This is a genomic window from Massilia endophytica, assembly GCF_021165955.1.
GTDB lineage: Bacteria > Pseudomonadota > Gammaproteobacteria > Burkholderiales > Burkholderiaceae_D > Rugamonas > Rugamonas endophytica.
Genome location: NZ_CP088952.1, coordinates 3,783,339 through 3,801,868 on the forward strand (window position 1 = coordinate 3,783,339; position 18,530 = coordinate 3,801,868).

Annotated in this window: 19 protein-coding genes; 3 read left to right on the forward strand and 16 right to left on the reverse strand. The window is 65.1% G+C overall.

From position 1 onward, the window contains the following. Nucleotides 1–4: 4 nt before the first annotated feature. The 6 genes from rpoD to ybiB form a co-directional block, all read right to left on the reverse strand. Complete coding sequence (rpoD, locus tag LSQ66_RS17290; protein ID WP_231766428.1) at nucleotides 5–2,236, reverse strand: RNA polymerase sigma factor RpoD; 2,232 nt, start codon at nucleotides 2,234–2,236, stop codon at nucleotides 5–7. A gap of 416 nt (nucleotides 2,237–2,652) precedes the next feature. Continuing rightward, complete coding sequence (gene dnaG, locus LSQ66_RS17295; RefSeq protein ID WP_231766429.1) at nucleotides 2,653–4,449, reverse strand: DNA primase; 1,797 nt, start codon at nucleotides 4,447–4,449, stop codon at nucleotides 2,653–2,655. 85 nt (nucleotides 4,450–4,534) lie between these two features. After that, nucleotides 4,535–4,984 (reverse strand): GatB/YqeY domain-containing protein, encoded by a 450-nt coding sequence (locus LSQ66_RS17300; RefSeq protein WP_231766430.1) that lies wholly within the window; start codon nucleotides 4,982–4,984, stop codon nucleotides 4,535–4,537. Between the two features lie 124 nt (nucleotides 4,985–5,108). Next, nucleotides 5,109–5,321: a 30S ribosomal protein S21 gene (gene rpsU, locus LSQ66_RS17305; RefSeq protein ID WP_005665410.1), complete on the reverse strand. Its 213-nt coding sequence runs from the start codon at nucleotides 5,319–5,321 to the stop codon at nucleotides 5,109–5,111. Nucleotides 5,322–5,499: 178 nt separating this feature from the next. Beyond that, nucleotides 5,500–6,708, reverse strand: a complete 1,209-nt coding sequence (locus tag LSQ66_RS17310) for a BaiN/RdsA family NAD(P)/FAD-dependent oxidoreductase (protein WP_231766431.1) — start codon at nucleotides 6,706–6,708, stop codon at nucleotides 5,500–5,502. 162 nt (nucleotides 6,709–6,870) lie between these two features. Beyond that, nucleotides 6,871–7,836 carry a DNA-binding protein YbiB gene (ybiB, locus tag LSQ66_RS17315; RefSeq protein ID WP_231766432.1) on the reverse strand — a complete coding sequence of 322 codons (966 nt, stop codon included), beginning with the start codon at nucleotides 7,834–7,836 and terminating at the stop codon, nucleotides 6,871–6,873. 65 nt (nucleotides 7,837–7,901) lie between these two features. Between ybiB and LSQ66_RS17320 the strand changes: the two genes are divergently transcribed. Together LSQ66_RS17320 and tsaD are read left to right on the forward strand one after the other, a co-directional pair. Continuing rightward, a complete protein-coding gene (locus tag LSQ66_RS17320; RefSeq protein WP_231766433.1) occupies nucleotides 7,902–8,960 on the forward strand; it encodes a 3-deoxy-7-phosphoheptulonate synthase in 1,059 nt (352 codons plus the stop codon). A 98-nt stretch (nucleotides 8,961–9,058) separates the two neighbouring features. After that, the gene (tsaD, locus tag LSQ66_RS17325) at nucleotides 9,059–10,084 is read left to right on the forward strand and encodes a tRNA (adenosine(37)-N6)-threonylcarbamoyltransferase complex transferase subunit TsaD (RefSeq protein ID WP_231766434.1); all 1,026 of its coding nucleotides are present in this window, start codon (nucleotides 9,059–9,061) and stop codon (nucleotides 10,082–10,084) included. Here the strand turns inward: tsaD and LSQ66_RS17330 are convergent, their stop codons facing one another. The 3 genes from LSQ66_RS17330 to LSQ66_RS17340 form a co-directional block, all read right to left on the reverse strand. Beyond that, nucleotides 10,085–10,279 carry a hypothetical protein gene (locus tag LSQ66_RS17330; RefSeq protein WP_231766435.1) on the reverse strand — a complete coding sequence of 65 codons (195 nt, stop codon included), beginning with the start codon at nucleotides 10,277–10,279 and terminating at the stop codon, nucleotides 10,085–10,087. An 81-nt stretch (nucleotides 10,280–10,360) separates the two neighbouring features. Next, the gene (locus LSQ66_RS17335; RefSeq protein ID WP_231766436.1) at nucleotides 10,361–11,260 is read right to left on the reverse strand and encodes a LysR family transcriptional regulator; all 900 of its coding nucleotides are present in this window, start codon (nucleotides 11,258–11,260) and stop codon (nucleotides 10,361–10,363) included. After that, nucleotides 11,261–12,178: a LysR family transcriptional regulator gene (locus LSQ66_RS17340; RefSeq protein WP_231766437.1), complete on the reverse strand. Its 918-nt coding sequence runs from the start codon at nucleotides 12,176–12,178 to the stop codon at nucleotides 11,261–11,263. Between the two features lie 109 nt (nucleotides 12,179–12,287). On the opposite strand from LSQ66_RS17340, the gene LSQ66_RS17345 reads away from it, so the two are divergent. Beyond that, nucleotides 12,288–13,136: an oxidoreductase gene (locus LSQ66_RS17345; RefSeq protein WP_231766438.1), complete on the forward strand. Its 849-nt coding sequence runs from the start codon at nucleotides 12,288–12,290 to the stop codon at nucleotides 13,134–13,136. Here the strand turns inward: LSQ66_RS17345 and LSQ66_RS17350 are convergent. From LSQ66_RS17350 to ybaK, 7 genes are all read right to left on the reverse strand, one after another. Continuing rightward, complete coding sequence (locus tag LSQ66_RS17350; RefSeq protein ID WP_231766439.1) at nucleotides 13,133–14,038, reverse strand: ion transporter; 906 nt, start codon at nucleotides 14,036–14,038, stop codon at nucleotides 13,133–13,135. The genes LSQ66_RS17345 and LSQ66_RS17350 overlap by 4 nt on opposite strands. A 9-nt stretch (nucleotides 14,039–14,047) precedes the next feature. Continuing rightward, nucleotides 14,048–15,280: a metal-dependent hydrolase gene (locus LSQ66_RS17355; RefSeq protein ID WP_231766440.1), complete on the reverse strand. Its 1,233-nt coding sequence runs from the start codon at nucleotides 15,278–15,280 to the stop codon at nucleotides 14,048–14,050. 15 nt (nucleotides 15,281–15,295) lie between these two features. Further along, nucleotides 15,296–15,586: a DUF427 domain-containing protein gene (locus LSQ66_RS17360; RefSeq protein ID WP_231766441.1), complete on the reverse strand. Its 291-nt coding sequence runs from the start codon at nucleotides 15,584–15,586 to the stop codon at nucleotides 15,296–15,298. Between the two features lie 20 nt (nucleotides 15,587–15,606). Then, nucleotides 15,607–16,647: a sensor domain-containing diguanylate cyclase gene (locus LSQ66_RS17365; RefSeq protein ID WP_231766442.1), complete on the reverse strand. Its 1,041-nt coding sequence runs from the start codon at nucleotides 16,645–16,647 to the stop codon at nucleotides 15,607–15,609. A gap of 82 nt (nucleotides 16,648–16,729) precedes the next feature. After that, complete coding sequence (locus LSQ66_RS17370) at nucleotides 16,730–17,377, reverse strand: DsbA family oxidoreductase (RefSeq protein WP_231766443.1); 648 nt, start codon at nucleotides 17,375–17,377, stop codon at nucleotides 16,730–16,732. Between the two features lie 10 nt (nucleotides 17,378–17,387). After that, on the reverse strand, nucleotides 17,388–18,008 hold the full coding sequence (gene plsY, locus LSQ66_RS17375; RefSeq protein WP_231766444.1) for a glycerol-3-phosphate 1-O-acyltransferase PlsY: 621 nt from the start codon (nucleotides 18,006–18,008) through the stop codon (nucleotides 17,388–17,390). Nucleotides 18,009–18,036: 28 nt separating this feature from the next. Further along, nucleotides 18,037–18,528: a Cys-tRNA(Pro) deacylase gene (gene ybaK / locus LSQ66_RS17380; RefSeq protein ID WP_231766445.1), complete on the reverse strand. Its 492-nt coding sequence runs from the start codon at nucleotides 18,526–18,528 to the stop codon at nucleotides 18,037–18,039. Nucleotides 18,529–18,530 lie beyond the last annotated feature (2 nt).

Consider the following 18,530-nt stretch of genomic DNA (forward strand, 5'->3'; position numbering starts at 1 on the left):
AGTCTTAGTTACCTTCGAGGAAGCTCTTCAGCTTGTCCGAGCGGGAAGGATGGCGCAGCTTGCGCAGGGCCTTCGCTTCGATCTGGCGAATGCGCTCGCGCGTCACGTCGAACTGTTTGCCGACCTCTTCCAGCGTATGGTCGGTGGACATTTCGATGCCGAAGCGCATGCGCAGCACCTTCGCTTCGCGCGGGGTCAGCGAGTCCAGCACATCCTTGACCACGCCGCGCATGGAGGCGTGCAGGGCCGCGTCGGACGGCGCCAGGGTGTTGTTGTCCTCGATGAAGTCGCCCAGATGCGAATCGTCGTCGTCGCCGATCGGCGTTTCCATCGAGATCGGCTCCTTCGCGATCTTCATGATCTTGCGAATCTTGTCTTCCGGCATTTCCATCTTGATGGCAAGCGTGGCCGGATCCGGTTCCGCGCCCGTTTCCTGCAGGATCTGGCGCGAGATGCGGTTCATCTTGTTGATGGTCTCGATCATGTGCACCGGAATACGGATGGTGCGCGCTTGGTCCGCGATGGAGCGGGTGATGGCCTGGCGGATCCACCACGTGGCATACGTGGAGAACTTGTAGCCGCGGCGGTATTCGAACTTGTCCACCGCCTTCATCAGGCCGATGTTGCCTTCCTGGATCAGGTCCAGGAACTGCAGGCCGCGGTTGGTGTACTTCTTCGCAATCGAGATCACCAGACGCAGGTTGGCCTCGGTCATTTCGCGCTTGGCCTTGCGCGCCTTCATTTCACCGGCCGCCATCTGGCGGTTGATGTTACGCAGGTCCGGCAGCGGCAGCACCACGCGCGCCTGCAGGTCGATCAGGCGCTGCTGCAGTTCCTTGATGGTCGGGATGTTGCGGCCCAGGATGGCGCTGTAAGCATGGCCCGCGGCCACTTCGCCGTCCACCCATTCCAGGTTCGTTTCGTTGCCCGGGAAGACCTTGATGAAATGGGCGCGCGGCATGCCGCACTTGTTCACCGCCACGTCCAGGATCTGCTTCTCGATGTGGCGCACTTCGTCCACCTGGCCGCGCAGGGTGTCGCACAGCTTCTCGACCACCTTGGCCGTGAAGCGGATGCCCAGCAGCTCCTGCGAGATGCATTCCTGGGCCTTCACATAGGCCTTGGAGTTGTAGCCGTCCTTCTCGAAGGCGCGGCGCATGCGGTCGAACTGGTCGGCGATGCTGTCGAATTTTTCGAGGGATTCCTGCTTCATCGCTTCCAGCTGCTCGGCTGAATAGCCGGCGGCGGCGCCCGAAGGGCTGGCTTCCTCTTCTTCCTCTTCGTCCTCTTCCTCGGCGTCCTCGTCCTCTTCCTCTTCGTCCGAGCCCACCTGGGCCGAGGCGTCTTCATCCTCGTTCACCAGGCCGTCCACCACCTCGTCGATCTTGATCTCGTCCAGGCGGATGCGGTCGGACATGGCGATGATTTCGGCAATCGTCACCGGGCAGGCGGAGATGGCCTGGATCATGTCCTTCAGGCCGTCCTCGATGCGCTTGGCGATCTCGATCTCGCCTTCGCGGGTCAGCAGCTCGACCGAGCCCATTTCGCGCATGTACATGCGCACGGGGTCGGTGGTGCGGCCGAAATCGGAGTCGACGGTGGAGAGTGCCGCTTCGGCGGCCGCTTCCGCCTCGTCGTCGCTGGTCACGGTGGCGACGTTGTCGGACAGCAGCAGGGTCTCGGCATCGGGCGCGTGCTCGTACACGGCGATCCCCATGTCGTTGAAGGTGCCGATAATGCCTTCGATCGCCTCCGGATCGACGATATTGTCCGGCAGGTGGTCGTTGATCTCGGCGTAGGTGAGGAAGCCGCGCTCCTTGCCGAACTTGATCAGCGTCTTGAGCTTCTGGCGGCGGCGTTCCAGTTCCTCTTCCGTCGCTTCCGTGTCGGAAGAGAAGGCGTCCTTGAGCAGGGCCTTTTCCTTGGCCTTGCGGTCCTTGGCCTTGGCCTTGTCCACGGCTTTCAGCTCGGCGCGCTCGACGGCATTCAGCGCGGCGACTTCGTCGTTCTCCGGCTGGAATTCCTTCGGCTTGCGGCCGCGCCGTCCCGGCACCTTGACGGTGGGGAGCACGTAGCCCGAAGTGTCGATGGCGGCCAGCGCCGCCGCATCCGTGGTCTGGCTGACCGCCGGCGGCGCCTTGGCGCGGGTCTCCGTTTTATCGGCCGTCTTGGCGGCCTTGGCGGTCACTTTGCTGGGCTTTGCAGCCGCTTTGGTTTCAGGTTTCTTTGCTGGCACAGGCGCTTTCGATGTCACAACGACTTGCTTAACGGTTTAGGATGATGCCGATAATCCACCCCGGCACTGCTAAAACTGCTACTGCGGTCAGGCTCCATTCCACGCAACAGCATGCTCTGCCTTGCGTGGCAGAAATAATACTGTACGGCAGCGCGCGGGGGCTAGAGCCATGGAGGTGAGGACGCGGGGCCGGCCCGCTCGGCGACAAGAAACTCGCGCCGTCTCAACCCAAGTCCGGCTCTGGCCGCCGACGCCCCATTGCACGCCGATCAAGAGCCTAACTTACTGAAAACAAACACAAATTCTGAACTGAAAAACCATGCCAAAGTATTGAAATACTTAGCGTTTTATTATAGCACGCCACTTTACAATTGCCAGAAGTGCAGCCCCCGCTGTCCCCTGGCATCTTGTTGCAATTAGCGCGGCGCCCTCGCCGCCTCGTCCTCCCGCATCAGCTGGTTCTGCTTCGAGGTGATTTCCCGGTAACGCACACCCAGTTCGTCCGATGACAGGCCCGCCGCAAACAGCTGGTTGAGCTCGGTTTTCAGGGCATCCAGCTTCAGGTGGCGGATGGTGGCGGACAGCCACACCCGCTCGCTTTCCACATCCGGCTCCGGCGCGGCGGCGATTTCGCCGATCAGTGCATCGTACTCGCCGCCCTCCTCCTTCAGGTGCTGCACCAGGGCGGCAAAGGTGGCGTGCGGCCCCAGGGCCTGGGACAGGGCCACCAGCTGCACCAGGCGCTCGCAGGCGTCCTGGCCGAGCTGGAGGCAGGCTTCCAGCGCATCCTCGTCGATGTCCTGGGCCAGCGCCGGGTGCGTAATCAGCGCCCGGATGATCTTCAGCTCCAGCCCCACCGGCTCCTGCCGTTTGCTCTTCGGCGGGGCCTTGCGCGCCACGGACACCGGCTTGGCCAGCTCGAACAGGGCCTCGATCTCAGCTGGCGAGCTCTGCGTCATGGACGCCAGGCCGCGCACGATCTGCAGCCGCAGGGCGGACGGGGCCATCGCCTGCAGCATGGGCTTGGCGTCGAACTGGGTGCGGGCCCGGCCTTCGGGCTCGTCCAGGTCATGGTCGCCCGCCGCCTCGCGCAGCAGGAACTGGGACAGCGGCATCGCCTCGTGCACCTGCTGCTCGAAGGCCTCCGTGCCGTACTCGCGGATATAGCTGTCCGGGTCGTGCTCCTGCGGCAGGAACAGGAACTTGATGGTCTTGTCGTCCGACACATGCGGCAGGCAGGCTTCCAGGGCGCGGCGGGCGGCCTTGCGGCCGGCGCGGTCGCCGTCGAAACTGAAAATCACCGTGTCGGTTTGGCGCAACAGTTTCTGCACATGGGTCGTGGTGCAGGCCGTGCCGAGGGTGGCCACCGCCTGGGGGAAGCCCATCTGGGCCAGCGCCACCACGTCCATATACCCTTCCGTCACCAGCACATAGCCCGCATCGCGAATCGCCTGGCGCGCCTCGAACAGGCCGTACAGCTCGGAACCCTTTGAAAATAAAGGCGTTTCCGGGGAATTCAAGTACTTTGGCTCGCCCTGTTCCATGATGCGGCCGCCGAAGGCGATCACCTGGCCCTTGGTGTTGCGAATTGGAAACATCACACGCTCGCGGAAGCGGTCGTAACGCTTGATGTGGCGGCCCTGCTCGTCCACCTTGTCGATCACCAGCCCGGCCTCGACCAGGGCGTGGGCGTCGTACTTGGGGAAGACGGCGCGCAGGTTGTCCCAGCCGCCGGGAGCGTAGCCGAGGGCGAAGCGGGCTGCGATCTCGCCCGTCAGGCCGCGCTTTTTCAGGTAGGCGATGGCCTCGGGCGCCTTGCGCAGCTCGGCCTTGTAGTAGTCGGCCGCCGTGCTCATGGCCTCGGACAGGGCCATGGACTGGGCCTGCTGGGCGGCGCGCTGGGCGGGCGGAATCTTGTCGTCCGCCTCGGGCACGATCATGCCCACGTTCTGGGCCAGCTCCTTCACGGCATCCACGAAGCCCATGCCGGAATATTCGATCAGGAAGCCGATGGAGGTGCCGTGGGCGCCGCAGCCGAAGCAGTGGTAGAACTGCTTGGTGGGGCTCACCGTGAAGCTGGGCGACTTCTCGTTATGGAAGGGGCACAGCCCCTGGTAGTTCGCCCCGCCCTTTTTCAGCTGCACGTAGCGGCCCACCACGTCCACGATATCGACGCGATTGAGCAGATCGGCAATGAAAGACTGTGGAATCACGTGGGCTGGGAAGCTTGTTGCAGATCAGACTATACCGCACGGCCGAGCAGGGGCTTGACCCTGCTCAAGCGTGCGGACGGAACCATCAACCCTGGGTCAGGGCCTTCTTCACCATGGCGGACACCACGGTCATGTCGGCGCGGCCGCTCAGCTTCGCCTTCGCCAGGCCCATGACCTTGCCCATGTCCTGCGGGCCGGTGGCGCCTGCTTCGGCGACGATGGCCTTCAGTTCGGCGGCCACTTCCTCCTCGGAGAGCTGGGCGGGCATATAGGCCTGCAGCACGGCCATTTCGGCCTTTTCCTGCTCCGCCAGGTCCTGGCGGCCGGCGGCTTCGTATTGGGAGATCGAATCCTTGCGCTGCTTGATCATCTTTTCGATGATGCCCACCACGCGGGTATCGTCCAGCTCGATGCGCTCGTCCACTTCCCGGTTCTTGATCTCGGACTGCAGCAGGCGGATGGTGCCCAGCTTCAGGGTGTCCTTGGCGCGCATGGCGGCTTTCATGTCATCGGAAATCTGGGCTTTCAGGCTCATGGCAACCTCAAAAAGGATAGCTAAAAAAGGAAAACCCGCTGCGGTAAACCGGAGCGGGTGAACGCTTGCGCAATCGGGCCCGGGGCGCAGACGCCAACGCCAGGCCCGCCATGCGGCAGCGGAATTAGTACAGCTTCTTCGGCAGCTGCTGGCTGCGGATGCGCTTGTAGTGACGCTTCACGGCAGCGGCCAGCTTGCGCTTGCGCTCTGCGGTTGGCTTTTCGTAGAACTCGCGAGCGCGCAGTTCGGTCAGCAGACCCGTTTTTTCGATCGTGCGCTTGAAGCGGCGCATAGCGACTTCGAACGGCTCGTTTTCTTTAAGGCGAATAGTGGTCATGTAAAAATTCAAACCGTTAGGGTTTCAGAGAGACAGCGATATTAGCAGCTTTTTTCCAGAAATGGAAGAGGAGCGCATGTCTTGTGCCGCCTGGAGTGTGTGGCTAGTGACAACTCAGGCTGATGTGTACTGCTGGCTTGGACAGAGATTGAAACCCCAAGCCGGGATCGCCATGATATCAGATTGCCAGCCCGGCCGCTACCCCCGAAGCCCAGGCCCACTGGAAGTTGTAGCCGCCCAGCCAGCCGGTCACGTCCACGGTCTCGCCGATGAAGTAGAGGCCGGGCACCCTGTTCGCCATCATCGACTGCTGGGACAGCTCCCTGGTATCCACCCCGCCCCGGGTCACTTCCGCCTTGCGGTAGCCTTCCGAGCCGTTGGGCGTGATGGTCCACTGGTTCAGGGCCTGGCCCAGCTTGCGCAGCTGGGCGTCCGGCATGTCGGCCAGGCGGGCGTCGGCATTGAAGCCATGCGCCAGCAGCAGGCCTTCGGCCAGGCGGGCGGGCAGCCACTGGGACAGCACATTGCCCAGGTGCTTCCTGATGGTGGACTTGCCCTCGATCAGGGCCTGGGCCACATCCATTTCCGGCAGCAGGTTGAGGGTGATTGGCGTGCCCGGCTGCCAGAAGCTCGAAATCTGCAGGATGGCGGGACCGGACAGGCCGCGATGGGTGAAGAGCAGATCCTCGCGGAAGCGGGCGCCGGTGGGGTTGCGGCCCTTGAGCGAACCGGTTTCCACGTCCACCTCCAGCGAAATCCCCGCCAGGGGGACAAAGGGCGCCCAGGACGCCTCGTCGAAGGTCAGCGGCACGAGGGCCGGGCGCGGCTCAACCAGCTTCAGGCCGAACTGTTTGGCGATGCGGTAGCCGAAATCGGTGGCGCCGATCTTCGGGATGGACAGGCCGCCGGTGGCGATCACGAGGGCGGTGGCGGCGAGATCGCCCGAATCCGTCGCGAGCAGGAAGCCCTGCTCCGTCTGCGCAACGCTCTCCACCTTGGACGGCATACGCCAATGCACATCGCCAGCGGCGCACTCCGCCTTGAGCATATTGATGATCTGCTCGGCGGAATCGTCGCAGAACAGCTGGCCCTTGTGCTTCTCGTGGTAAGCGATGCGGTGCTTGCGCACGAGGGCGAGGAAATCCTGCGGGGTATAGCGCGACAGGGCGCTCTTGGCGAAATGGGGATTCTCCGACAGAAAATTGGCGGGCCCGGCGTTGATATTCGTGAAATTGCAGCGGCCGCCGCCGGAGATGCGGATCTTCTCGGCGAGCTTCTCGGCGTGGTCGATGAGCACCACGCGCTTGCCGCGCTGTGCTGCGGTGGCCGCGCACATCATCCCCGCCGCGCCCGCGCCTACCACTGCCACATCAAACACTTTCGCCATGCCGCCCCCGAATCAAACCCGGCATTCTACGCGAACCAACAGCCCAGCCCGTGTCCACTTCTGGTGCCAGGGAAGATTTTTGGACACGAAGTCAGCTGTAGCGACACATAGTGTCGAGTTCGTGTCCACTTTTCTTCCCTGGCACCAGAAGTGGACACGAGGTCAGCTGTGGCGCTGGCGGAGGGTGCGGGAGATGGCGAGGCAGTGGGAGACTTGCTGGGCGATGGAGTCGGGCACCGGAACGTCGCCGCGCAGCACCGCGCTGATCCAGGCGGCCGTGGCCGCCGCGCTTTTGTCTTCGGGGAGCGCGGGCAGCGTTTCCACCAGCGTCTGCTTTTCGACCAGCACCGTGCGCTGGCCTTCGTGGAACCAGTCGATCTTCTGCGCCTTGTTGGCGTTCGCTACCGTCTCGCCTTCCGTGCCGCGCATCAGGAAGGCGTCGCCGCGCTCGTGCGGCGCCGCCGCCGTGAAATACTCGCCCAGCGTTTCGAGATATTCGGGATGGGTGTAGGACACGAGCCGCAGCGCAGCGCCTGCAAACGGCTGCATGATCTTGACCAGCGTATGCGTGGAGTTGCGCACGCCCAGCACCTGCCTCAGCGCGAGCATGTAGGCCAGCTTCGGCGCCAGCGCGCCGATGGTGATGAAGCTGGCCTTGCCTGCACTCAGCGCTGCTTCGGCTTCGGCATGATTCGCCGCGGCCTTCACGCCCAGCTCGGCGAACACTTCGGCCGTCGCCACCCGGCCGGGGTCGTGCGCCACGCCGTGCACCAGCACAGGCACGCCTTCGCGCGCGAGCAGCAGCGCCAGCAGCGCAGTCAGGTTGGCCATCTTGCGGGCGCCGTTGTAGCTGGGGATGAGCACCGGCGCATACTCGCCATCCGGCGCGCGCAGCGGGGCGAAAGAGGCTTCGGCGGCGTCGAGGAAACCGGCGAGCTCCTCCACCGATTCGCCCTTGATGCGCATCGACAGCAGGATGGCGCCCAGCTCCAGGTCGCTCACCCGCCCGTCCAGCATGGCTTCGTACAATGCCCGTGCATCGTCGCGGTTCATGGCGCGGGCGCCGTGCGCGCCGCGGCCGATCTCCTTGATGAAGGGCGCGGCCTTGAAGGGTTCCTTGGTCGTCATTCAAACAGCTTACCGCATTTCGCGCTACACTATCAGGTCCCCCTAATGAAACAAGCAGCCGCATCATGATTGCCCAAGACCTCGAGAATATTAACGTCACCTCCTTCGCTTCGATGCCGACGCCCGAAGCGCTGCACGCGAAACTGCCGCTGACGGACAAGGCGTCCGATACCGTGACCAAGGGCCGCGAAGACCTGCGCGCCATCCTGGACCGCAAGGACAAGCGCCTCTTCGTCGTGGTCGGCCCCTGCTCCATCCACGATCCCGTCGCGGGCCTGGACTATGCACGCCGCCTGAAGGCGCTGCAGGAAGAGGTGAAGGACACCATGCTGCTGGTGATGCGCGTGTATTTCGAGAAGCCGCGCACGACCACCGGCTGGAAGGGCTATATCAACGATCCCTTCATGGACGATTCCTTCCGCGTGGACGTGGGCATGGAGAAGGCCCGCCAGTTCCTGCTGGACGTGTGCGAACTGGGCCTGCCCACCGCCACCGAGGCCCTGGACCCGATCTCGCCGCAATACCTGGGCGACCTGATCGCCTGGACCGCCATCGGCGCCCGCACCACGGAATCGCAGACGCACCGCGAAATGTCTTCCGGCCTTTCGACGCCCGTGGGCTTCAAGAACGGCACGGACGGCGATATCGGCATCGCCATCAACGCCATCCTGTCTGCGGCGAACCCGCACGCCTTCCTGGGCATTAACAGCCAGGGCAACGTGTCCATCGTACGCACGCGCGGCAATGCCTACGGCCACGTGGTGCTGCGCGGCGGCGACGGCCGCCCGAACTACGATTCCGTGTCGGTAGCGATTGCCGAACAGTCGCTGGCCAAGGCCAAGCTGCCCGCCAATATCGTGGTGGACTGCTCGCACGCCAACAGCTACAAGAAGCCCGAGCTGCAGCCCCTCGTGATGACGGACGTGGTGAACCAGATCGTGCACGGCAACGAGTCGCTGGTGGGCGTGATGATCGAGTCGAACATCGTGGGCGGCAACCAGAAGATCCCGGCCGACCTCTCCGAGCTGAAATACGGTTGCTCCGTGACCGACGGCTGCATCGACTGGGACACCACGGCGCAGATGCTGCGCCAGGCCCACGCCGAGCTGCTGGACCGTCCCTAAGCCCCCTTCCCCGCCAGCGGCCCGGCCGCTGGCACCATGAAGCCGCGTCCGCTTTCCATTACAATGGCGGATTCCCCTTTTGATTTCTGCGGCATTTCATGATCGTTCTCGGCGTCGAATCCTCCTGTGACGAAACCGGCCTGGCTCTGTACGACACGGAGCGCGGCCTGCTCTCGCACGCCCTGCATTCGCAGGTGGCCATGCATGAGGAATACGGCGGTGTGGTGCCAGAGCTGGCGTCGCGCGACCATATCCGCCGTGCGATCCCGCTGCTCGAACAGGTGCTGGATAAGGCGCAGACGCGCGCCGCCGATATCGACGCCATCGCCTACACGCAAGGCCCGGGCCTCGCAGGCGCGCTGCTGGTGGGTTCCTCCATTGCCTGCAGCCTTGGCCTCGCGCTGGAGAAGCCGGTGCTGGGCGTGCACCACCTGGAAGGCCACCTGCTCTCTCCCCTGCTCGCGAGCGATCCGCCCGAATTCCCCTTCGTGGCGCTGCTGGTCTCGGGCGGCCACACGCAGCTGATGCGCGTGGACGGTGTGGGCCAGTACGAGCTGCTGGGCGAAACCCTCGACGATGCGGCGGGCGAGGCCTTCGACAAGTCGGCCAAGCTGCTGGGCCTTGGCTATCCGGGCGGCCCGGCCATTTCACGCATGGCGGAATTCGGCGATCCGGAAGCGTACAAGCTGCCGCGCCCCATGCTGCATTCGAAGGACCTGAACTTCAGCTTCTCCGGCCTGAAGACGGCCGTGCTGACGGTGGTGAAAAACCAGAGCAATGTCTGCGACCAGGACAAGGCCAACATCGCGCGCGGCTTCGTGGATGCCATCGTGGATGTGCTGACGGCCAAATGCCTGGCCGCGCTGAAGCAGACCGGCCTGAAACGGCTGGTGATTGCGGGCGGCGTAGGCGCGAACAGCCAGCTGCGCGCTGCGCTGAATGCGGCGGCCGCGAAGAAGCGCTTCAGGGTCTACTACCCGGAACTGGAGTTTTGTACCGACAACGGCGCGATGATCGCCTTTGCGGGCGCGATGCGGCTGCGGATCAATCCGCAGGCGGCGCAGCGCGACTATTCCTTCAATGTCCGCCCGCGCTGGCCGCTGGACGAATTGCGCACCGTCTGATCAGCCCAGCAGCACTGCTGCAAGACCCACCAGCGCCAGCAGGCCGCCGGCGGCGTAGGTGCCCGTACGTACATTCTTCTTGCGCAAGTCCACACCGCGCGCGGCCATGCGTTCACTGCGCAGCGGCTTGGTGCCCGCTGCCTGCGCTGCACCCGCTTTCTGCTGGGCCATCGCAGTGTTGCTGCTGTCGTTCATGATGAATCTCCTGATTTGTATATACCAGCATAGCAGCAACGAAGGTTTCCTTACCACCCTCTTGAACACGCCTGTGGACAACTAGGCAAGAGCGGGATCGCCGCGCAGGCGTTCCGCGAGCAGGTCGATGAAGGCCCGCACGCGCGCCGAACCCCGCCGCCCATCGCGGTGAACGATGTTCACGGGGACCGCTGGCAGCTCGAATTCCGTTAGCACCGGCACAAGATCTCCGCTCGCCAGCCAGGGCGCGGCCTGATAGGACAGCAAGCGCGTGAGACCCAGTCCGCGCCGCGTCGCTTCGATGGCCGCGTCGATGCTGCTGACCGTCAGGCGGGGGTGGACGCGGTAGGCGTTTACCCCGTTTTTCTCTATGAAACGCCACTCCGGCTGCACGCTGGCGCCGGTGTTCACGATCAGCGTGTGGCGCTCCAGTTCGGACGGGCTGGCGGGCTGGCCGTTGGCAGCGATGTAAGCCGGCGCCGCGCAGATCATGCGCCGCACCTGGCCCACGCGCAGGGCACGCAGGCTGGAGTCCGGGAGTTCGCCGATGCGCACTCCCACGTCCAGCCCTTCCTCAATCAAATTGGTCACCCTGTCAACAAAAACGGCAGACACTTCGGTGCCAGGGTAGCGTTGTAAATAGTCCACAATCCCCGGCATCACGTACATGCGGCCGAACAGCACAGGCGCCGTCACGGCCAGCAGGCCGCGCGGCGCGGCGTTGATGCCTGCCGCCGCTTCGTCCGCCTCGTCGGCGGCGGCGATGATGCGCCGCGTGTCCTCCAGATAGCGCTGGCCCGCTTCGGTAAGGCGCACATGCCGCGTGGTGCGCTCCAGCAGGCGCACGCCCAGCTTCTCCTCCAGCGCCGCAATGGCGCGCGTCACGGCGGGCGGCGACATGCCGAGGCGGCGCGCTCCCGCCGCAAAGCCGCCTTCCTCGGCCACGGCCACGAAAACGCTCATCAGGTAAAAGCGGTCCATCTAGTTCCTCCTGCGCGCTGCGGTGAAGGCGCCTTGCGAGGCCGCGATCACGTGGTCGATGAAGTGGCGCACGCGCAGCGGCATGCGGTTGCGCTGCTGGTAGTACATGTACACGCCCGCGTTGCTGGTGTCGAGCTCCGGCAGCAGGTGCACAAGCCTGCCCTGCGCCACGTCGCCGCCCAGCATGTAGGTGGCCAGCTGGCCGATTCCCATGCCCGCGCGCACGGCCTCCACCTCCGCTTCGGCGGTGCTGAAGGTGGCCACGCAGGGCACGTCCATGTAGACGGTGCCGCCCTCTCCGCGCAGCTCCCAGGGTACAAGGCGTCCCGTATTCGGCTGGCGGAAGCCGGTGCAGCGGTGCTGCAGCAGTTCCTGCGCCGTGCGGGGCGCTCCGTGCCGTTCGATGTAGGACGGCGCGGCGCAGATCTGCAGGGTGATGTCGCCGATGTGGCGCGATACCAGGTTGCGCTCCGGCGGATGTCCGGCGCGGAAGCCGACGTCTATCCTGCCCTCGATCAGGTCCTGGAACTGGTCGCTCAGCTGAAGGTCGAAGCTGGCGCCGGGATACTGCTGCTGGAAGCTGCACAGCAGCGGCGCGAGGAAGTGGGTGCCGAAGCTGGTGGGCGCAGCGATGCGGATCAGGCCATCGACTTCGCGGCGGCTGTTCTGCACCTGGTCGAATGCTTCATCCAGCAGCCGCAGGCCGGGGTTGGCCAGTTCGAACAGGCGCTGGCCCTCGTCGGTGAGGCTCAGGCTGCGCGTGGTGCGGTGGAAAAGGCGCACACCGAGATGGTCCTCCAGCTGGCGCACGGCCTTGCTCACCGCCTGCGGCGTGAGCCCCGCCTCCACAGCCGCCTGGCTGAAGCTGCGGGCGCGCACCACGCCGATGAAGAGGGTCATGACCCTGGCCTTGTCCATATCGATTTACAACCAGAAGATGAAAATGAATCATCTTTACATGATCTAGTGTAACACCGTGCGGATGCCTACACTTTGCTCCATCAAACACCTCGAAAGGAAAAGAATCATGAGCAAAGTCTGGATGATCACTGGCGCCTCCCGCGGCTTCGGCCAACTCATCGCCCGCGAGGCCCTGGCCCGTGGCGACAAGGTGGTGGCCACCGCGCGCAACCCGCAAGCCGTCATCGACGCGCTGGGCGAGCACCAAAACCTGCTGGCCCTTGCGCTGGACGTGGCGAAGGAAGCCGCATCCATCGTCGCGGCAAGCAAGGCGGTGGAACGCTTCGGCCGCATCGATATCCTGGTCAACAACGCGGGCTTCGGCCTCCTTGGCGCAGTGGAGGAATCCTCGGCCGAGGAAGTGCGGCGCGTGTTCGAGACCAATGTCTTCGGTGTCCTGAACGTGAGCCGCGCCGTGCTGCCGCAGATGCGCAGCCAGCGCAGCGGCCATATCATCAACATCTCCTCGGTGGGCGGCTATTCGAGCTATCACGGCTGGGGCGTCTACTGCTCCACCAAGTTCGCCGTGGAGGGCCTGAGCGAGGCCATGTCGCAGGAACTGGCCTCGCTGGGCGTGCATGTCACGGTGGTGGAGCCGGGCTTCTTCCGCACGGACTTCCTGGATGCGAGCTCGCTGGTCGAAACGGCCGCCCGCATCGGCGACTATGCGGAGACCGTGGGCGCAATGCGCGAATTCGCCTCGGGCGTCAGCCACAAGCAGCCCGGCGACCCGGCCAAGCTCGCGAAAGCCATGCTGGTGCTGGCCGACGCGCCCAGGCCGCCGGTGCGCCTGCAGCTGGGCAGCGACACGGTGGCGCGGGTGCGCGAGAAGAACGCCTTTGTGGAGAAGGAGCTGGGCGAATGGCTGGAGACCGCCCTTTCGACCGACTTCGCTGCGGACAAACTGGCCGCCTAAGGCAGGGCGGGAAGCTCCTTGCCGCAGCTGCGGCAGAAGCGTGCGCTGGCTTCATGGTCTTCAGCCAGGCAGCCGGTGCACGTTCGGCGCGGCCGCAGGTGCTGGCCGCGCTGATGCGTGATCTCCGAGCTGATGATACCGGTCGGCACCGCGAGAATGCCCCAGCCAAGCAGCATCATGATGGAGGCGATGGCGCGGCCGATATCCGTCTTCGGCACCAGGTCGCCGAAGCCCACCGTCGTCATGGTGCTGATGGCCCAGTACACCGCCGTCGGAATACTGGTGAAGCCGTGGGCCGGGCCTTCCACCAGATACATCACGGTCCCCAGCAGGAACACGATCAGCATCACCACCGAGAGGAAGACCATGATCTTGCGCCGGCTCGCCATGAGCGCGTGCCCCAGCATGCTGTATTCCTGGATATAGAGCGTGAGCTTGAGGATGCGGAACATGCGCAGCAGGCGCAGGATGCGCACGTCCAGCAGCACGTGGGCGCCGGGAATGAAGAGCGATACATAGCTCGGCAGGATGGACAGCAGGTCGATCACGCCGAAGAAGCTGGTCGCATAGCGCAGCGGCCTTTGCACGCACAGGCAGCGCGCCACGTATTCCACCGTGAACAGGACGGTGAAGAACCACTCCGCCCCGATCAGCCATTCGCCGTACTCCTTGGCCACCGGCGCCATGCTGGTCAGCACCACGCAGGTCACGCTCAGCAGGATGGCGACGATCAGCCCCAGGTCGAAAGCGCGGCCCTTCTTCGTGTCGGATTCAAAAATGATGGCGTAGAGCTGCGCGCGCCAGCCGCCGGAGGGCTTGCCGAAGCGCTGGTGCGGATCGGAGGATCTGGAGGAAGGTGCAGGCGCGCCCTCGGCGCGCGGCGCGGAATCAGGGGCGTTCATGGCAGCCCATCATAGCGCCGGGGCGAGCAGGTCGGCGCGCGGATAGCCCCATGGGGGCACATGGCCGGGACAGCTCTCATGCTCCCCGCCCGCCACTTCCAGCGTCGTGAAGTTGCCGCGCGGCGTGGCGGCAAAGCGCATATCGCTGCCCCTGTCGCCGTCCAGCGCGGGCGCTCGTGCAAAGCGCAGCCACGCGTTGACGTGGCAGTCGCGCGCGGCCAGTTCGCGCAGCATGGGCAGGCTGCCCTGCCATTCGGAATACAGCTGGAGGCGGCCTTCTGCATCGGCAAACCGGGCCGGATCGCGGAAAGCCTGCGGGCATTCGCGTGCATGCATCCAGGACGGGGCAAGGCTCAGCAGGCCGCGCCGCAGGCGGTAGCTGCCCGCCGCTTCATCGCTCTCCACCGACACGAAGGACCAGCACAGGGGCTGGGCCGGGAAGGCCGTCATGGCCACATCCAGCACGCGCGACTGCGGATCCATGGCCTGCAAAGCCTGTTCGATGCGCTGGCGTCCCAGGCGGGATGCCGCGCCCTGCACCGCCACGAAGCCCACGCACACCAGCAGTGCCAGCGCCAGGGCGCGCCTGCTTTCCATGTGCAGCAGGCGCAATGCAGCGAGGGCCGCGCCCAGAACGAGCAGGCCGGCCAGCGAGCCGGGACCGAGATAGCCCTTGCCGCTGAAGTAGACGAGCGTTCCCGCCAGCACCGCCAGCGCCAGCCAGCGCACGGCGGACCAGCCGATCGTCAGCGCCAGGGGCACGCCGAAGGCCACCCAGAATACGGGCTCGACGATGAAGACCATGTCTCCGTAGAACCAGCCATTGTTCAGTGGATAGAAGGGATGCACGCCGTAGGAATTCAGGAAGTCCATCGTCAGGTGCAGGGCGAAGCCTGCGGCGATGGCGACCGCCAGCCCCAGCCGGGCGTGGCGGCTCTCGCGCAGCAGGGCCCGCGCATTCGGCCACAGCAGCCACAGCAGCGCGAACAGCAGCAGGGCCTGGGGCAGCGCGAAAAGGATGGTATGGGTATGGCCCCGGTGGTGCAGCAGATAGCCCAGGGGCGCGGGCAGCAGCCGGGTCAGGAAAAGGTCGAGGTCGGGGAAATTGCTGGCGGCGGCGCAGGCCGTGAGCAGCAGCCGGTGCCGGGTGCGCTGCCGCGCCGGTTCGGCCTCCGGCGGCAGCGAGCGCTGCACCAGCTCCCCAACGCCGAGGCCGGCGAAGGAATGGGTGAGGTTGTCCACGCGCCGGGCCGAGCCTTAGTGGCTCACCTCGACGCCGTGCCAGAAGGCAATACGGTTGCGGATGGCCTTGGCGGCCTCGCTCGGCGTGGGATAGTACCAGGCCGCGTTCCTGTTCAGCTGGCCGTCCACTTCCACGTCGTAGTAGCTGGCCACGCCCTTCCACGGGCAGAGGGTGGTGTGGCTGCTGCTCTTCAGGTATTCCTGCTTGACCCGCTCGCGCGGGAAATAGACATTGTGCTCGACGATCTCGACTTCGTCCGGCGCCGCTTCCGCGATCACAACGCCGTTCCAGATTGCAGTAGGCATTTAAACGTTTCTCTCCATATTCAGCTGGCGACGCCGTTGCGTCCCTGGGCCTTGGCGCGGTCCAGCGCCTCTCCGGCGGCGCGCAGCAGGCTGTCGGCATCCTTCACCTGCATGTCGTCGAACAGGCCGACACCCAGGCTGGCCGTCACCGTGATGCGGCGCGCGCCCTCGTAGTGTACTTGGGCTTCGATCTTCGCGCGCAGGTTCTCGGCCAGTTTGTGCGCGCCTTCGCGCGGGGTATTCGGCAGCAGCACGCACAGTTCCGCGCCGCCCAGGCGGCCGGGAATGTCGATCACGCGCACGTTCTCGCGGATCAGGCGCCCCACTTCGCCCAGCACCTTGTCGCCCAGGCTGTGGCCGTGCTCCTCGTTGAGCTGGCTGAAATGATCGAGGTCGATCATCAGGGCCGTAAGCGGCGTGCGGAAGCGGCGCGCGCGGGCGATCTCGAACTGCAGGCGGTGCAGCAGCGAACGGCGCTTGTGCATGCCGGTCAGTTCGTCCGTGGTGGCCAGCAGCTCCAGCTCCTTCTGCGCCAGGCGCAGGGCTTTCTGGTGGGCGCGCGCCTCGATCAGGCGCATGGCCTGGCGCGCCAGGCCTGCCAGCAGGTTGCGCTGCTCCGCGCCCAGGCGGCCCGGCGCCGTATCCATCACGCACAGGGTGCCGATGGCATGGCCGTCCGCGCTCATCAGCGGCATGGCGCTGTACATGCGCATGCCCGGCTCCTCCACCGTCATCGGCATGTGCATGGTGCGGGCGTCGCGCTGCAGGTCGGGGATTTCGGTGGGCTCGCCATCCAGCACGGCCAGGGAGCAGTAGCTCTGGCCGCGCGGCAGGGAATCGTGGGACTGGCCGTGGCTGGCGTTGAACCAGGTGCGGTCGCCGTCCACCAGGGTCAGGAAGGCATAGGGCGTGCCGCACAGCCGGGAAGCCAGTTCGGCCAGGAAGTCGAAGTCGGGCCCGCAGGCTTCGTCCAGCGCCTCGTAGCGGTGCAGGGCCGCCAGGCGGTGCACTTCGTCCGCGGGCTGCGGAAAGCTGGGATATAACTGTTCTGCCGCTGCCATGAACTCTCTCCGGGATGCTCGTTTATGGGCTGTACCGGCCAGTGTAGCGCAATCCGCAGAGGTTGTAACCAGGATAAGAGTTTTACTTTTCCGACACTATTTGCCGCAGGGCCTGCTCAAACACTTCCGGCGGCTGGCCGCCGGAGATCAGGTGGCGTTCGTTGATGATGATGGCGGGCACGGAATGAATGCCGTTGCGCTGGTAGAACTGCTCCACATCCCTGACCTCCTGGGCGAAGCGGCCGGAGCTGAGGATATCGGCGGCCGCCTCCCGGTCCAGCCCCGCGGATTCGGCGGCAGCCAGCAGCACCTCGTGGGAGCCGGGATTTTCGCCGCGGGTGAAGTAGGCGGCCAGCAGGGCGTGCTTGAGCTCGCGCTGCCTGCCCTGCTGCTCGGCCCAGTGCAGCAGCCGGTGGGCGTCGAAGGTGTTGTAGATGCGGCTGCGCTTGTCCATGGCGAACTCGAAGCCGAGGGCGGCGCCGCGCTGCCGGATCATTTCCTGCGACTGCGCCAGCTGGGCGGGCGCGGCGCCGTATTTGCGGCCCAGGTGCTCGGCGATGTCCTCGCCCTCCGGCCCCATGTCGGGATTGAGTTCGAAAGGCTGGATGTGGAGCTCGGCCTCCACCTCCCCTTCCAGCCGCTTGAGCGCGGTTTCCAGCGATTTCAGGCCGATGGCGCACCAGGGGCAGACTACATCCGAAACAAAGTCGATACGCACAGGGGCGGCCATGGCAGGTCCTTTACTTTTTGCGGGCGGCGGCGCTCTTGCTGCCGATGCGGCTTTCCTTGCCGGCCATGAGGTTGGCGATGTTCTTGCCATGGCGCCAGATCAGCAGGCCGCTCATCACGAGCACGGCGAACAGCTGGGGCTCCACGCCGAACAGCAGGCCGTAGTAGAAGGGCGCGAACACCGACGCGATCAGTGCCGCCAGCGAGGAATAGCGGAAGGCATAGGCTACCACCAGCCAGGTCACCAGTGTCGCCACGCCAAGCCAGACGTTCAGCGCCAGCAGCACGCCCAACGCGGTGGCCACGCCCTTGCCGCCCACGAAGCGGAAGAATACGGGCCAGAGGTGGCCGACGAACACGGCCAGCGCCACCAGGGCAATGGCGGTGTCGTCCACGCCCAGGCGTTCCTGGAAGTAGGTGGTCAGCCACACCGCCAGCCAGCCCTTGAAGGCGTCGCCCACCAGGGTCCAGATGGCGGCGCCCTTGTTGCCGCTGCGCAGCACGTTGGTGGCGCCGGGGTTCCCCGAGCCGTAGGTGCGCGGATCGGCCAGGCCGTAGACCTTGCTCACCACGACGGCGAAGGAAATGGAGCCGATCAGATAGGCGGCAATGACGAGCAGTACAGTATTCATATCCCCTTGTTTCCTTTGTTAGTTTTCTTTATTCCGCCAGCGCGCAGTTCACGGGCTTCGCGGCCAGCACCTCGGTCAGCACCTGAGGGCGGATCGAGACCAGGAAGCCGCGCCGCCCGCCATTGATATAAATGGTTTCCAGCCCGAGAATGCTTTCCTCCACATAGACAGGCATCGCCTTCTTGGTGCCGAAGGGCGAGGTGCCACCCACCATGAAGCCGGTGTGGCGCTGCGCCACTTCCGGCCTGCAAGGCTCCACCGATTTGCAGCCGATATTGCGGGCCAGGTTCTTGGTCGAGACCTTGCAGTCGCCGTGCATCAGCACGATCAGCGGCTTGGCTGCTTCGTCCTGCATGACCAGGGTCTTCACCACATGGTGCTCGTCCACGCCGAGCTCGCGCGCGGAAACGGTGGTGCCGCCATGTTCTTCGTACTCGTAAGGATGCTCGGTGAACGGCACCTTGTGCTTGCGCAGCAGTGCCGTCGCGGGCGTTTCTGAAATGTGCTCTTTCCTGGCCATGC